14 protein-coding genes are annotated in these 13,083 nt (G+C 70.4%); 12 read left to right on the top strand and 2 right to left on the bottom strand.

Translation table 11 applies throughout. The annotated features are described in order from the left end of the window. Nucleotides 1-183 precede the first annotated feature (183 nt). From recG to mutM, 8 genes are read left to right on the top strand one after another with little or no spacing between them, the layout of a single operon-like run. Nucleotides 184-2,427: an ATP-dependent DNA helicase RecG gene (gene recG, locus VFI59_06330; protein ID HET6713308.1), complete on the top strand. Its 2,244-nt coding sequence runs from the start codon at nt 184-186 to the stop codon at nt 2,425-2,427. Nucleotides 2,428-2,466: 39 nt separating this feature from the next. Next, complete coding sequence (locus VFI59_06325) at nt 2,467-3,033, top strand: RsmD family RNA methyltransferase (GenBank protein HET6713307.1); 567 nt, start codon at nt 2,467-2,469, stop codon at nt 3,031-3,033. A 57-nt stretch (nt 3,034-3,090) separates the two neighbouring features. Continuing rightward, nucleotides 3,091-3,585, top strand: coding sequence for a pantetheine-phosphate adenylyltransferase (gene coaD / locus VFI59_06320; GenBank protein HET6713306.1), 495 nt, complete (start codon nt 3,091-3,093; stop codon nt 3,583-3,585). Next, nucleotides 3,585-4,169 carry a hypothetical protein gene (locus tag VFI59_06315; protein ID HET6713305.1) on the top strand — a complete coding sequence of 195 codons (585 nt, stop codon included), beginning with the start codon at nt 3,585-3,587 and terminating at the stop codon, nt 4,167-4,169. Before coaD ends, VFI59_06315 begins: the two co-directional genes overlap by 1 nt. Beyond that, nucleotides 4,166-4,678 carry a YceD family protein gene (locus VFI59_06310; protein ID HET6713304.1) on the top strand — a complete coding sequence of 171 codons (513 nt, stop codon included), beginning with the start codon at nt 4,166-4,168 and terminating at the stop codon, nt 4,676-4,678. The genes VFI59_06315 and VFI59_06310 overlap by 4 nt, the downstream gene beginning before the upstream one ends. 30 nt (nt 4,679-4,708) lie before the next feature. Continuing rightward, a complete protein-coding gene (gene rpmF, locus VFI59_06305) occupies nt 4,709-4,885 on the top strand; it encodes a 50S ribosomal protein L32 (protein HET6713303.1) in 177 nt (58 codons plus the stop codon). Between the two features lie 57 nt (nt 4,886-4,942). Then, complete coding sequence (gene rnc, locus VFI59_06300; GenBank protein HET6713302.1) at nt 4,943-5,668, top strand: ribonuclease III; 726 nt, start codon at nt 4,943-4,945, stop codon at nt 5,666-5,668. Further along, entirely contained in the window at nt 5,655-6,497 is an 843-nt protein-coding gene (gene mutM / locus VFI59_06295) for a bifunctional DNA-formamidopyrimidine glycosylase/DNA-(apurinic or apyrimidinic site) lyase (GenBank protein HET6713301.1), read from the top strand. The genes rnc and mutM overlap by 14 nt, the downstream gene beginning before the upstream one ends. 10 nt (nt 6,498-6,507) lie before the next feature. Here mutM and VFI59_06290 read toward each other — a convergent pair whose 3' ends face one another. Further along, entirely contained in the window at nt 6,508-7,095 is a 588-nt protein-coding gene (locus tag VFI59_06290; protein ID HET6713300.1) for an isochorismatase family protein, read from the bottom strand. A gap of 9 nt (nt 7,096-7,104) precedes the next feature. Here VFI59_06290 and VFI59_06285 point away from each other — a divergent pair, with 9 nt between their 5' ends. The 4 genes from VFI59_06285 to VFI59_06270 are packed head-to-tail and all read left to right on the top strand — an operon-like array spanning nt 7,105 to nt 12,411. Continuing rightward, nucleotides 7,105-7,428 (top strand): acylphosphatase, encoded by a 324-nt coding sequence (locus VFI59_06285; GenBank protein HET6713299.1) that lies wholly within the window; start codon nt 7,105-7,107, stop codon nt 7,426-7,428. 42 nt (nt 7,429-7,470) lie between these two features. Beyond that, complete coding sequence (locus VFI59_06280; GenBank protein HET6713298.1) at nt 7,471-10,920, top strand: AAA family ATPase; 3,450 nt, start codon at nt 7,471-7,473, stop codon at nt 10,918-10,920. A gap of 10 nt (nt 10,921-10,930) precedes the next feature. After that, complete coding sequence (gene ftsY / locus VFI59_06275) at nt 10,931-11,992, top strand: signal recognition particle-docking protein FtsY (GenBank protein ID HET6713297.1); 1,062 nt, start codon at nt 10,931-10,933, stop codon at nt 11,990-11,992. 29 nt (nt 11,993-12,021) lie between these two features. Continuing rightward, nucleotides 12,022-12,411 (top strand): response regulator, encoded by a 390-nt coding sequence (locus VFI59_06270; GenBank protein ID HET6713296.1) that lies wholly within the window; start codon nt 12,022-12,024, stop codon nt 12,409-12,411. On the opposite strand, the gene VFI59_06265 is transcribed toward VFI59_06270, so the two are convergent. Further along, a complete protein-coding gene (locus VFI59_06265) occupies nt 12,380-13,078 on the bottom strand; it encodes a HAMP domain-containing sensor histidine kinase (protein ID HET6713295.1) in 699 nt (232 codons plus the stop codon). The two genes, VFI59_06270 and VFI59_06265, sit on opposite strands and share 32 nt — an antisense overlap. Between the last annotated feature and the right edge of the window lie 5 nt (nt 13,079-13,083).

The raw sequence follows: 13,083 nt of genomic DNA, 5'->3' as shown, positions 1-13,083 counted from the left end.
GGGTGAGGCAATGCCGTCGGAGGACGGCCGATCACAGGAGGAGATCGAGAGCGCCGCGACGATGAGGAGCGGGACGACCGGACGAGGCATGAGCCCATCGTAGGTGTCGCGCAGCTGACCCGAGGTGCTCATGTGACCCGCGCTCGGCGCGGGTGGTCGGGGGCGCGTGATACAACCGGCTGCGTGAGCGCGCACCGAGCAGGCCCCCCACTGACACTCGCGTCTGCGATCCTCGAGATCGACCCCGCGATCGCCAAGCGCCGGGCCGGGTTCCGCACGAAGGGTGACCCCGCGTACGAGGTGCTCGCCGGGAGCGCGTTCGAGATCCGCACCGTCGGCGACCTGCTGCACCACTACCCGCGGCGTTACATCGACCGATCCCGCGTTGAGACGATCGCGCACATGAAGCTCGGCGCGTACGTCACGGTGATCGCGCGCGTGCGCAAGGTCGCGAAGCGCCTCACCCGCAGGCGCCAGACGATGGTCACCGTGACCCTCGGGGACGGCACGGGATACCTTGACTTGACGTTCTTCAACCAGCCCTGGGCCGCGACCCTCTACCGCGAGGGCGCCGAGCTTGCGGTCTCGGGGGTCGCCACGCTGTACAAGGGACGGCTGCAGCTCTCCAACCAGGAGGTCGAGTTCCTGCGGGGCGACGACGCCGATCTCGTTCACACGGCGCGCATCACCCCCGTGCATCCGGCCGCCGAGGGCGTGACCACCCGCACGATCCGCGAGTTACTCCATCGCGCGCTCGAGCGACTCGGCCCGATCGCCGATCCGATGCCGGCCGAGATCGTCGACGCCGAGGGCCTCGGCTCGTACGACCGCGCATTGCACGACATCCACTTCCCCGCCGACGAACGGGCGCTCGCGGCGGCCCGCGAGCGCCTGAAGTTCGACGAGTTGTTCACGCTCGAGCTGGGGGTAGCCTTCCGCAAGCACCGTGTGGAAGCCGAGAGCGCCGGAGTTCTCCACGACCTCGGGGGCCCGCTCGCCGATCGCCTGCTCCGGACGATCCCCTTCGAGCCGACCGAGGCCCAGCGCCGGGCGATGGGCGAGATCGGCGCGGCGATGGCGAGGCCCCACCCGATGAACGTGCTGCTGCAAGGCGACGTCGGCGCCGGCAAGACGCTCGTCGCCCTGCACGCGGCGCTCGTGGCGATCGACTCCGGCCACCAGGCGGCGATCATGGCCCCGACCGAGGTGCTGGCGGGGCAGCACTTCCGCTCGGTGCAGGATCTGCTCGGTCGCATGGGCGGCGTGTCGTACCTCGAATTCGCATCGATCCGGGCGGCCGGGGCGGCTGACGGGCAGGCCTCGCTGCTCGACGCGCTCGACGGGCCGTCGTCACCGGACGAGCCCACCGTGACCTACGCGCTCCTGACCGGCGCCGTCACGGGGAAGGACCGCCAGCGCACGGTCGACGCCGTGGGCGAGGGCAGCGTCGATCTCGTCGTGGGCACCCATGCCCTGGTGCAGGAGAGCGTGGCGTTCGCCGATCTCAGCCTCGCCGTGGTCGACGAGCAGCATCGTTTCGGCCTTCACCAGCGCACCGCCCTGAAACGTAAGGGTGGCGAGGCCGACGTGCTGATCATGACGGCGACCCCCATCCCGAGGACGCTCGCGCTGACCTACTACGGTGACCTCGACGTCGTGCTGCTCGATGAACTTCCGAAGGGGCGGCTCCCGATCGCGACGCAGGCCGCCCGCACCTCCGCGCAGCGGTCGGCGGCGTACGAGCTCGTCCGCGAGGAGGTCGCCGCGGGTCGCCAGGGGTTCGTCGTGTGCGCCGCGATCGACGAGGGCAACCGGACGCAGGTGAAGGCCGCCGAGGCCGAGGCGGAACGTCTCGCGACCGAGGTCTTCCCCGACCTGCACATCGAGCTCTTGCACGGACGCATGCGTCCGAAGGACAAGGACGCGATCATGGAGCGGTTCCGCGCCGGCGAAGCGCATCTGCTGATCTCGACGACGGTGATCGAGGTTGGTGTCGACGTGCCGAACGCGACCGTGATGCTGGTCGAGAACGCCGAGCGGTTCGGTCTTGCCCAGCTCCATCAGCTCCGTGGGCGTATCGGGCGCGGCGAGCACCCGGCCACGTGCGTGCTCTTCGACGAGTCCGACGAGGACAACGTCGAGGCCCGGGCTCGCATCGACGCGATGGTGCGCACGACCGACGGCTTCGAGCTCGCCGACGAGGACCTGCGGCTGCGCGGCGAAGGCACGCTGTTCGACGCGAAGCAGTCGGGCATGCCCGACCTGCGGCTCGCCCGGCTCGCCGAGGACATGGCCCTCGTCGCCCGCGCGAGGGCGCGCGCGTTCGCGGTGATCGACGATGACCCGCAGCTCGCACGCCACCCCGAGCTGCTCGACGAGCTCCGCCACCGGTTCGAGCGCTCGGTCGAGTGGCTGTTCCGCTCCTGAGCCCGGAGCCGCCGGAACCCGGCCCGATACCCTGAGCCGATGCGTATCGTCGCCGGCTCCGCGAAGGGGGTCAGGCTGGGGCCGGTCCCGCCGTCCGTGCGCCCCATCTCCGACCGTGCTCGTGAGGGGCTCTTCTCGAGCCTCGGGCCGGAGGCGCTCGAGGGTGCCGTCGTCCTCGACCTCTACGCGGGCACCGGCGCCGCCGGCATCGAGGCGCTCTCCCGGGGGTCCGAGCGGGCCCTGTTCGTCGACCGGGCGCCCGCGGCGGTGAGCGCGATCAAGCGGAACCTGGCTGCCACCAAGCTCTCGGATCGGGGCGAGGTCGTGCCGTCGAGCGTCGCCCGGTTCGTCGGCAGGGACGACGTGCCGGGGGCCCCGTACGACCTCGTGTTCTGCGATCCCCCGTACGACCTGGGCAGCCCGGAGGTGGACGATGTCCTGCGCGAACTCGCTGATGGATGGCTGCGAGATGAGACCTGGACGGTCGTGTTGACCCGGGGTCACAAGAGTTCCACGCCTGTCATTCCGCTACACTGGGCCGTCGCGAGGCAGCTGCGGTACGGCGACAGCCTCGTGATCCTGTTCCGGCCGGGGGGATCTGCCTGAGCGCTGGCCGAAGCGACCGGCCGAGACGACCGGCCAAACGACGACCGGGAGGTTCCATTGGGCCTGACCGCCCTGTGTCCGGGGACATTCGATCCCGTCACCAATGGCCATCTCGACATCATCGAGCGTGCGAGCCAGACGTTCGCGACCGTCGTGGTGGCGGTGCTCGAGAACCCCGCCAAACGACCGATGTTCCGCATCGACGAGCGCGTCGCGATGCTCGAGAAGGCGTGCGCCGGCATGGCCGGCGTCGAGGTCGAGGCGTTCGACGGTCTGCTCGTAGACTTCGCCCGCTCGCGCGGCGACGCCGTGATCGTGAAGGGCCTGCGGGCGGTCTCGGACTACGAGTTCGAGATCCAGATGGCGCAGATGAACCATCGCCTCGGCCGGGTCGAGACCCTCTTGATGCCGACGAACCCCTCGTGGTCGTTCCTGTCGTCCTCGCTCGTGAAGGAGGTCGCTCGGTTCGGCGGCGACATCGAGGGTCTGGTGCCCGACGAGGTCCGCACGCTGCTGCGGGAACGCCTCGAGAGCGAGCGGGGCGGTGCCTGATGGACATCACCGCCCGGCTGACGCATCTCGACGAGATGGTCCGTGAGGCAAAGGCGATGCCGTTGTCGTCGTCGGTGCTCGTGAACCGCGACGAGGTGCTCGACCTGATCGCGGAGATGCAGGAGGCCCTGCCCGACGAGATCAAGCAGGCGCGCTGGATCGTGAAGGACCGTGAGGACCTGCTGGCCAAGGCCAAGGCCGATGCCGAGGTCATCGTGGAGCAGGCCCGTGACGAGCAGTTGAAGATGGCTCGTCAGGAAGCCGTGGTCGCCCGGGCAGCCGAGGAGGCTGAGCACGCGTTGGCCGAGGCGAACGAGCAGGCGCGCTCGATGCGCCGCGAGGCAGAGGAGTACGTCGACGCCAAGCTGGCGCAGTTCGAGATCGCGCTGCGCCGCATCCTGGAGGAGTCTCAGTCGTCCTCGCGCGCGCTCGCGAAGACCCTGGACCAGGTGGAGGTCGGTCGCGAGAAGCTGCGGACGCCGGGCACCGTGGCCGAGCAGGCGCTCGGAGGGCCTGAGGACGACGACCGCGATGCCCGTTCCTCTCGTGCCGAGACCCCGCTGTACGACGAGGAGGAACGATGATCGCCGCGGTCGACGTCCGCGACCTGATCGGGCAGCCTGGGTCCTCGAGGCACCATGCCGTGGGTGACCCCCTCGTCGGCCTCGGCACCGAGCTCGCCCGCGTCCGCGAGGACGTGCCGGTCCGCGGCGACCTGCTGCTCGAGGCGCTGGTGGAGGGCATCCTCGTCTCGGGCACGATGCGGGGAACGCTCGCGTTGCGCTGCGCTCGCTGCCTCAAGGAGTTCGAGCGACCCTTCGCCGTCGAGGTGCATGAGATGTTCGTCGTCGATCCCGAGCCCGACACCGACGACTACCCGCTCGACCCCGAGGGTTCGCTCGAGCTCGACCAGATGCTCCGCGACGTGATCGGCGTCGAGTTGCCCTTCTCCCCGCTGTGCCGCCCCGAGTGCCAGGGCCTGTGCCCGGTGTGCGGGGGCGACCGCAACCTGGCCGAGTGCCCCGGCCACGCGGAGGTCGACCCGCGATGGTCGGCCCTCGACCAGCTCGCCCCCCTGCTCGACGAGAACTGAGACCTGACCGAACGATCGAAGGAGCGACCGATGGCGGTTCCCAAGAAGAAGCAGAGCAAGTCCCGCGGCGACAAGCGCGCCGCCAACTGGAAGGCGTCGGCACCCGCCTACGCCGAGTGTCCACGATGCAAGCAGCCCAAGCTCTCACATCGGGTCTGCGCGAACTGCGGCTACTACGCCGGTCGGCAGGCGATCGAGGTCGAGTAACCCGTCGTGGCCGGATCGCAGGCCGACGCCCGGGCCGGGGCCGGGGCGACGTCGCCGCTGGAATCGCTCGATGCCGCGCTGGGCGTGAGGTTCTCCGACCTCGCGCTGCGTGAGGCAGCGCTGACGCACCGCTCGTTCGCGTTCGAGCGCGGGCTGACGGTGACCAACGAGCGGCTGGAGTTCCTGGGGGACTCGGTGCTCGGCCTCGTGGTCACCGACATGGCCTACGCCGCGTACCCCGACATGCCAGAGGGCGCCCTCGCGAAGCTCCGCGCGGCGATCGTGAACATGTCCGCGCTCGCCGACGTGGCGCGTTCCCTGGGCCTCGGCGACGTGGTGCTGCTCGGCAAGGGCGAGGAACAGAGCGGGGGTCGCGACAAGTCCTCGATCTTGGCCGACGCCCTCGAGGCGGTCTTCGGCGCCGTGTACCTCGACCGTGGGCTCGCCGTCGCCACCGAGCTGATCGAGCGTCTGTTCCGACCACGCATGCAGGCCTACGTGCGAGGCGAGGGCGATCGCGACTACAAGACGATCCTGCAGGAGCTCGCCTCGCAGGCGCTTCGCTCGATGCCCGAGTACCGGCTCGAGGAGCGCGGACCGGACCATGAGAAGGAGTTCACGGCCACCGTGCACCTGGGCGGCGAGCCGATGGGAACCGGCATCGGCCGGTCCAAGAAGGAGGCCGAACAGCGAGCGGCCGCCCAGGCGTACGCACGCATCGCCGAGCGCCTGGCGCCGGACTCGGGCGGCCTCGTGAGGGGGGACCAGGGTGGAGCTGCCTGAAGTCGAAGTGATGCGCCGCGACCTCGAGAAGGACGTCGTGGGGCTGCGCATCAAGGAGGTCGAGGTCAAGGGCTCGAAGAACGCGATGCGCGTGATCCGACGTCACAAGACGCGGAAGGACTTCACCTCGCGCCTGGTCGGCCGCAGGATCACGAAGGTCGAGCGGCGGGGCAAGTACATCCTGATGACCCTCGACTCGGGTGACGTGTTGGTCGTGCACTTCGGCATGAGCGGGCAGTTCCACCGGGGCACGGGGCGCGTCGCGATGCCTCCCCACACGCACGTCGTGCTGACGTTCCAGCAGCGCGGCGACCTGCGCTACGTCGACCCGCGCACGTTCGGTGAGATGTTCGTGACGGGTGCCGACGACCTCGGCAAGGTCAAGGAGCTGCAGCACCTCGCGATCGACCCCCTCGACCAGGTGTTCACCTGGCCGACGTTCCAGTTCCTGCTCGCCGATCGCGCCTCGAAGATGAAGCAGCTCCTGATGGACCAGAAGTTCATCTCGGGCCTCGGCAACATCTACTCCGACGAGGTGCTGTTCCACGCGGGCATCCGCTACGACCGTATGAGCGACGCGTTGTCCTCGCAGGAGGTGCGGCGGCTCTACCGCGCGATCCAGGAGGTGTTGCAGGAGGCGATCAAGCTCCGGGGCACGACCCTGGACGACGAGGCGTACGTCGACCTCTTCGGGAACCCGGGCGAGTACGGGCCCGAGCTCAAGGTGTACGGGCGGCTCGGGCTTCCGTGTCGCCGGTGCCGCACGCCGATCGAGAGCGTGAAGATCTCGCAGCGGAGCTCGTTCTACTGCCCTCAGTGCCAGAGCTGAACGGCGACCTTCACACGAGCTCGGCGCCCGACTCGCGCATGCGCGCCAGGGCCGTGGCTCCGTCGCCGGGCCGGAGCTCGACGGGGCGCACGGCGTCGGTCAGCACCTCGACCGGATAGCCGAGCATCCTGGCGTCGAGCACGGTCTCGACCACGCAGTAGTCGGTGGCGAGCCCACAGATCACGAGTCGCTCGATGCCGTTGGCCACGAGCATCTCGTGCAGCAGCGTGTCCCCTCGCTCGCCTGAGAGGGGGTCTCGCACGCTGAAGCCGGAGTAGCCGTCGCGGCCGTCGTGGCCCTTGCGCACGACCTCGTGGTCCGCGACCAGCAGGTCCGGATGGAACGCGGCACCGGGCGTGTCCTCCACGCAGTGCACCGGCCAGATCCCCCCGTCGCGTTGGAAGTGCGGCGTGTGCTCGGGATGCCAGTCCTGCGTGTAGACGACGAGGGCCCCCGCCGCTCGTGCGCGTTCGACCTCGGCGTTCACGGTCGGTACGATCTGCTCCCCGTCGGCGACGTACAGACTGCCGGACGGGTCGGCGAAGTCGTTCTGGACGTCGACGACGAGCAGGGCGGTGTGGGCGTCGTAGGTTGCCATGGGCGCTCAATGTACCGAACGCGCGGACGGTCAATCGGCTGTCGCCGATGGCACGATGGCGGTGTGCGAAGGGTTCACGTCGAGGTTCGGGGAAGGGTTCAAGGCGTCTTCTTCCGGTCGACGTGCGTCGAGCGGGCACGGGCGCTCGGCATCGGCGGGTGGGTCCGCAACACCCTCGACGGCCGGGTCGAGGCGGAGTTCGAGGGCGAGCCCGATGCGGTCGACGCGATCGTCGCCTGGTGCTCGGAAGGCCCGCCGTTCGCCCACGTCGACGGGGTCGATGTCCGGCAGGAGCGGCCGACCGGCGAGCGGGATTTCCGGGTGGTCCGGTAGCTTGCGCCGGTCAGAATCACATCCCTGTTAGCATCCGCCCACATGTTCCTCCGGTCGATCTCGATCCGCGGGTTCAAGTCGTTCGCGGACAAGACGGTGCTCGAGTTCATCCCGGGCGTGTCGGTCATCGTCGGGCCCAACGGCTCGGGCAAGTCCAACCTGGTCGACGCGATCAGCTGGGTGCTCGGTGAGCAGGGAGCCCGGTCGCTACGAGGCGGGCACATGGCCGACGTGATCTTCGCGGGTACGCCCTCGCGCCCCGCGCTCGGCATGGCAGAGGTCAAGCTCGTGATCGACAACGAGGCGGGCAAGATCCCGGTGCCGATGAGCGAGATCGAGGTGGCGCGCACGATCTTCCGGTCGGGGGAGTCGGAGTACCGCATCAACGGTCAGGTCGTGCGACTGCTCGATGTGCAAGAGTTGCTCGCCGAGACCGGTATCGGGCGGGCGTTGCACACCGTCGTCGGGCAGGGCCAGCTCGAGGAGGTGCTCCTCGCCAAGCCCGAGGACCGCCGCAAGTACATCGAGGAAGCCGCGGGCGTCGCGAAGCACCGCCGCCGCAAGGAGCGCGCCGAGCGAAAACTTGCGAACCTCGACCAGGACCTGTTGCGCCTCGCCGACGTATTCTCCGAGCTGCGCCGGCAGCTGAAGCCGCTGCAGCAGCAGGCCGAGATGGCGAAGAGGCACGAGAGCCTCACCGCCGAGGCCGAGCGGCTCTCGCGCACCCTCGCGGTTGCGCGCCTCCGCGCCCTGCTGCGGGAGAAGGAACGCCGCGCCGAGGGGTGGCAGCGAGGTCTCGACGAGCGCACTGCCGCGCGCGAGCGGCTCGACGCTCTCGACGGCGAGGTGCTCGCAGCCGCCGACGCCCGTGCCGCCGCGTCGGTCGCGCTCGCCGAGGCCGAGGTCGGCTTCCGCAGCACCGCCGAGGACCGGCGCCGCGCGGAGCAGGCCTTCCGCGAGGCAGTGGCGCGGGAGGGCGCCGCCCACGAGCAGCTCGCGTCGCACGCCTCGCGCGCCGCGAGGATCGACGCCGCCGACACCGAGATCGCCCGCATCGAGGCCGAGCTGACCAGGGTCGTCGCCGAGCTCGAGGACCGCGAGCGCGATCTCGAGGCCGCCGAGCACGCGTTCCGGGCGGCCGAACAGGAACGCCACCGCATCGAGGAGCTCCGGCGCCGGGTCGGTGAGGAGGCGGCCGGTCGTCGCGCCGAGGTTGAGGCGCTCGAGCGCTCGCTCGCGTCGAGCGAACGCGAACGCGAGCGGCTGGCCGAGTCGCTGACGTCGGTGCGCGACCGTATCGCCGAGGTCGATGCCGAACGCGCTGGGCTCGAGGCCGAGATCGAGTCGTTCGACGACCAGTCCGCGCCCATGAGCGAGAAGCGCGCGGCTCTGGAGGCCGAGCGCCGAGGCCTGATCGACAAGATCGAGGAGCTCGACGACGTGCGGCGCCGGCACGAGGCGCGCCGCGATCTGCTCGAGGCCCGACGTCAGGACATCGAGGAAACGGCGGGGTCCCGCTTCCTGAAGGGGCACAAGGGCCGCGCGATCGGGTTGCTGAAGGACCTGGTCAGGGTCGAGTCGGGGCTCGAGCGTGCGCTGGTCGCAGCGCTCGGGCCGCTCGCCGATGCCGTCGTGTACGACGACGGCGAGCGTGCGCTTGCCGACGCTCCCGAGGGCGACGGCGCGATCCTCGCGATCGCGTCGGGCGGGCCCGTGCCGATGGGCCTGGCCGGCGAGCGCAAGCTGCTCGCCGCGGTCGTGGCCGAGCCGGCTGCCCGGGGCATCGTCAGCACGGTGCTCCGCGACGTCTACCTCGCCGAGACGGTCCACGAGGCGTCGGAGAAGCAGGGCCGCCACGCCTCCGCGTCGTTCGTGACCCCCGAAGGCGTCCTCGTCGGTCCCGCTGTGATCCACACGGCCAAGGAGGCCGACGGCCGCGCCCGCGAGATCAGGGCCGAGCTCCAGGTCGTCGTGCACGACCTGTCGGCCACCACGAACGCGCTCGGGCCGAAGCGTCAACGACTCGACGAGATCGGCGGTGAGGTCGACTTCCTGCGGCAGCAGATCGAGGCCGCCGACGCGGAGATCACCGCGGTCGCCGAGCGTCTCGCCGGCCTCGAGCGTGACCTCAGCGGCATGCGCAAGGAGGAGGAGCTGCTCGACCAGCGCCTGACGGCGCTCGACGAGACCGTCGCGGTGGCCCGTGAGCGCCTGATGTCGCTCGGGCCGGCGGCCGCCGAGCCCGTGCCCGAGTTGCCGCCGATGCCGCAGCCGCCGGTCTCCGCCCGGGTGGCGGTGGAGACGCTGCGCCGCGACCGCTCGGCCCACGACGTGCGGCTGGCGGCGCTGCGGACCGAGCGCAACGAGCTCGCCGCCGACGACCCGGTAGCGATGAGGGCCGCGCTCGAGGCCGCCGAGGCCGCTCGTCAGACCGCGGAAGCAGAGGTGGCTCGCGCCGAGGCCGCCGCGCTCGGGGCCGCAGGCGCGCGCGACACTGCCGCGGCCGCCGAGCGCGAGTTCGCCGAGCGTGAGGCCACCGTCAACAAGGCGTGGCGCGACGCGTCGAACGAGCTCGAGCGCCTGCGCGGGGCCTACGAGGGCGACGACCGCACGCGGGGCGACATCGAGCGACGCATCCGCGAGGCGGAGCGTCTGATCCGTGAGGGACACCAGGCCGATCCCGAGGCGCTCCTCACCGAGCTGGGCGACGACGATTCGATCGAGGCGCTCGAGAAGCGATCCGAGCTCGTGCAGCGCCGGCTCGCCCTGCTGGGCCGCGTGAACCTGCTCGCGACCGGCGAGTTCGAGGCGCTGCAGGAGCGGTACGACTTCATGGGTCGCGAGCTCGACGACGTGAGGAAGGCGCGCCGCGACCTGCTCGAGGTGATCGCCCAGGTCGATCGCGAGATCACCGAGACCTTCGCCGTGGCCTACCAGGACGTCGCGACGCAGTTCGAGCGCCTGATCAAGGATCTCTTCCCGGGCGGCGAGGGCCGCCTGGTGCTCACCGATCCCGCAGAGCCGCTCACGAGCGGTATCGAGATCGAGGCGAGCCCCGGCCGCAAGCGGGTCAAGCGCATCTCGCTGCTGTCGGGCGGGGAGCGCTCGCTCACGGCCATGGCGTTCCTCTTCGCGATCTTCACCGCGCGCCCCTCGCCGTTCTACCTGATGGACGAGGTCGAGCCCGCGCTCGACGATGTGAACCTTCACCGGTTCCTGCGGCTCGTCGAGGGCTTCGCCAGGGAGTCGCAGGTGCTGATCGTCACGCACCAGAAGCGCACGATGGAGATCGCCGCGATGATGTACGGCATCTCGCTCAACAAGGACGGCACCACGAAGGTGGTCGCCCAGCAGCTCGACCACCCGACGCCGCTCGAGACCGACGCCCGGCTCGAGGGTGAACGGGAAGCCGCGGCCGTCGCGTTTGCCCCCCAGACCTCCGCCGACGACGAGCCGGTGATCGAGGTGCCAGAGGGCGAGCCGGTCGGCTAGCCTCGCGACAGTGGAGTTCTACATCCTCGTCTTCGGGGTGCTCGCGATCGTCGCGGTCGTCGCCTTCTTCACGATCCGTTCCTCCAGGAGCGCACGCCTGCGCCGGCTGGAGCGCGACACGCACACGGGGAAGGGCCACGTCCGCGAGCCCACCCGCATGCATCCGGCGAAGCAGCGACACGAACCCGTGCGCCACGAGGCCGGGGCGTCGGGCGGCGTCTTCCACCGGGAGGGGCTCGGCGCCAAGGTCAAGGCGCTCTTCAAAGGCGGCGCGGGCGACGATGCCTGGGGCCAGCTCGAGGATCTCCTGATCAAGGCGGACGTCGGGCCGCGGGGTTCGGCCGACCTGGTCGGGCGCGTCAGAGCCGACTTCGCAGGCGGCGCCGATCCGGTTGCCTTGCTGCGGCAGGAGATCGTCGACGTGCTCGGGCCCGACGGTTCCTTGCGCCTGCCCCAAGGCCGGCCGGGCGTCGTGATGGTGGTCGGCGTGAACGGCGCCGGCAAGACGACCACGATCGGCAAGCTCGCGAAGCGGCTCGCCGGCGAAGGCAAGCAGGTGAGCCTCGCAGCCGCCGACACGTACCGCGCGGCGGCGGGGGAGCAGCTCGAAGTCTGGGCGACGCGGGCCGGTGCCCAGCTCGTGAGCCAGGAGCGCGGCGCCGATCCCGGGGCGGTGGCGTTCGACGCCGTGAGTTCGGCGATCGCCCGCGGTGCCGACGTGCTGATCGTCGACACCGCCGGCAGGCTTCACACGAAGACCCCGCTGATGGACGAGCTCGGCAAGGTCAAGCGCGTGATCGAGAAGGCCGGGGCGCAGGTCGACGAGACCCTGCTCGTGCTCGACGCCCAGACGGGGCAGAACGGCATCGCGCAGGCCCGGGCGTTCACCGACGCCGTCGAGGTGACCGGGGTGGTGCTCACGAAGACCGACGGCTCGGCGAAGGGCGGCATCGTGCTGGCCGTTCGTGAGGAACTCGGCCTGCCGGTCCGCTTCGTCGGCGTCGGCGAGGGAGCCGACGACCTGCGTCCGTTCGACGCGAACGCCTTCGCCGAGCGTCTGCTGTCCGGCTGACCTCACACAGGAGAGCGGAGGGGATCGCGTTGACCGATGTCCGCATCCTCATCGTGGAGGACCACCCCACGATGCGTGAGGCGATGCGCCTCGTGCTCGAGGGCGAGGGTTTCTCGATCGAGGAGGCGGCCGACGGTCAGCGCGCGCTCGAGATGGTGCGCGCCGACCCGCCCGATCTGATGTTCCTGGACATGAACATCCCGGGGTCGAGCGGTGCCGAGGTCCTGTCCGCGGTCCGTGCCGATCCGGTCACCGCGGGGGTGCGCGTGATCATCGTGACGGCCGACGGCGAGGAGGGGCGCGAACGCGCGATGGCGCTGGGCGCCGACGAGTACTTCACGAAGCCGTTCAGCCCCATCACCTTGCTGCGGACGGTCGAACGAGTGCTCAGCGCCCCGCCGCACGCACCGGAAGCGTGACCCGGAACGTAGTACCCCCGCCGGGCGTCGGCTCGGCGGCGACCTCGCCGTCGAGGGCATCGACGAGGCGTCTCGCGATCGCGAGTCCGAGGCCTGAACCCTCCGCGGAACGAGCGCCTTCGGCCGTGCGGTAGAAAGGCTCGAACACACGCTCGCGCTCGAGGGCCTCGATGCCGATGCCGTGATCGATCACGGCGATGCCGATCTCATCGCCCGCGACGGGATCGACCTCCACGGCGACCAGCGAGGCCTCTTCGGAGTACTTCAGGGCGTTGGTGAGCAGGTTCGTGAGCACCTGCCCGAGCCGCAAGGCGTCGGTCTCGATCGTCGGCGGCGTCTCGGTGGAGACGCGCAGCTCGACGCGTTCGCCGCCTGGGATCTCCCTGACGAGCTGCTCGAGGGCGGGCACGAGCACGATCGGCTCTGGGTGCACGGCGAGCGACGCGTCGACGAGGCTCTCCATCGTGACGAGGTCGTCGGCCAGGCGGATCAGCCGGTCGGTCTGGGCGGCGATCACCTGCAGGAACTCATCGATCTCATCCTCGGTCAGCTCGTCACGTCTGCGTTGCAGCATGTCCACGAACCCGCGGATCGCGGCGAGCGGACTTCGCATCTCGTGGCTGGTCACCGCGACCAGACTCACGTCACGCAGATCGGACTCCGGCATGCAAC

Source organism: Actinomycetota bacterium, assembly GCA_035697485.1.
Taxonomy (GTDB): domain Bacteria; phylum Actinomycetota; class UBA4738; order UBA4738; family HRBIN12; genus JAOUEA01.
Note: the sequence above shows the minus strand (reverse complement) of the source record. Positions and strands in the feature narration are given on the sequence as shown.

Excerpts from the sequence above, each read along its gene's own strand:
- VFI59_06325 (HET6713307.1), top strand. The coding sequence starts at position 2,467 with ATGCGTATCGTCGCCGGCTCCGCGAAGGGGGTCAGGCTGGGGCCGGTC.
- VFI59_06285 (HET6713299.1), top strand. The coding sequence starts at position 7,105 with ATGTACCGAACGCGCGGACGGTCAATCGGCTGTCGCCGATGGCACGAT.
- VFI59_06265 (HET6713295.1), bottom strand. The coding sequence starts at position 13,078 with ATGCCGGAGTCCGATCTGCGTGACGTGAGTCTGGTCGCGGTGACCAGC.
- rpmF (HET6713303.1), top strand. The coding sequence starts at position 4,709 with ATGGCGGTTCCCAAGAAGAAGCAGAGCAAGTCCCGCGGCGACAAGCGC.
- VFI59_06315 (HET6713305.1), top strand. The coding sequence starts at position 3,585 with ATGGACATCACCGCCCGGCTGACGCATCTCGACGAGATGGTCCGTGAG.
- VFI59_06280 (HET6713298.1), top strand. The coding sequence starts at position 7,471 with ATGTTCCTCCGGTCGATCTCGATCCGCGGGTTCAAGTCGTTCGCGGAC.
- VFI59_06310 (HET6713304.1), top strand. The coding sequence starts at position 4,166 with ATGATCGCCGCGGTCGACGTCCGCGACCTGATCGGGCAGCCTGGGTCC.
- VFI59_06290 (HET6713300.1), bottom strand. The coding sequence starts at position 7,095 with ATGGCAACCTACGACGCCCACACCGCCCTGCTCGTCGTCGACGTCCAG.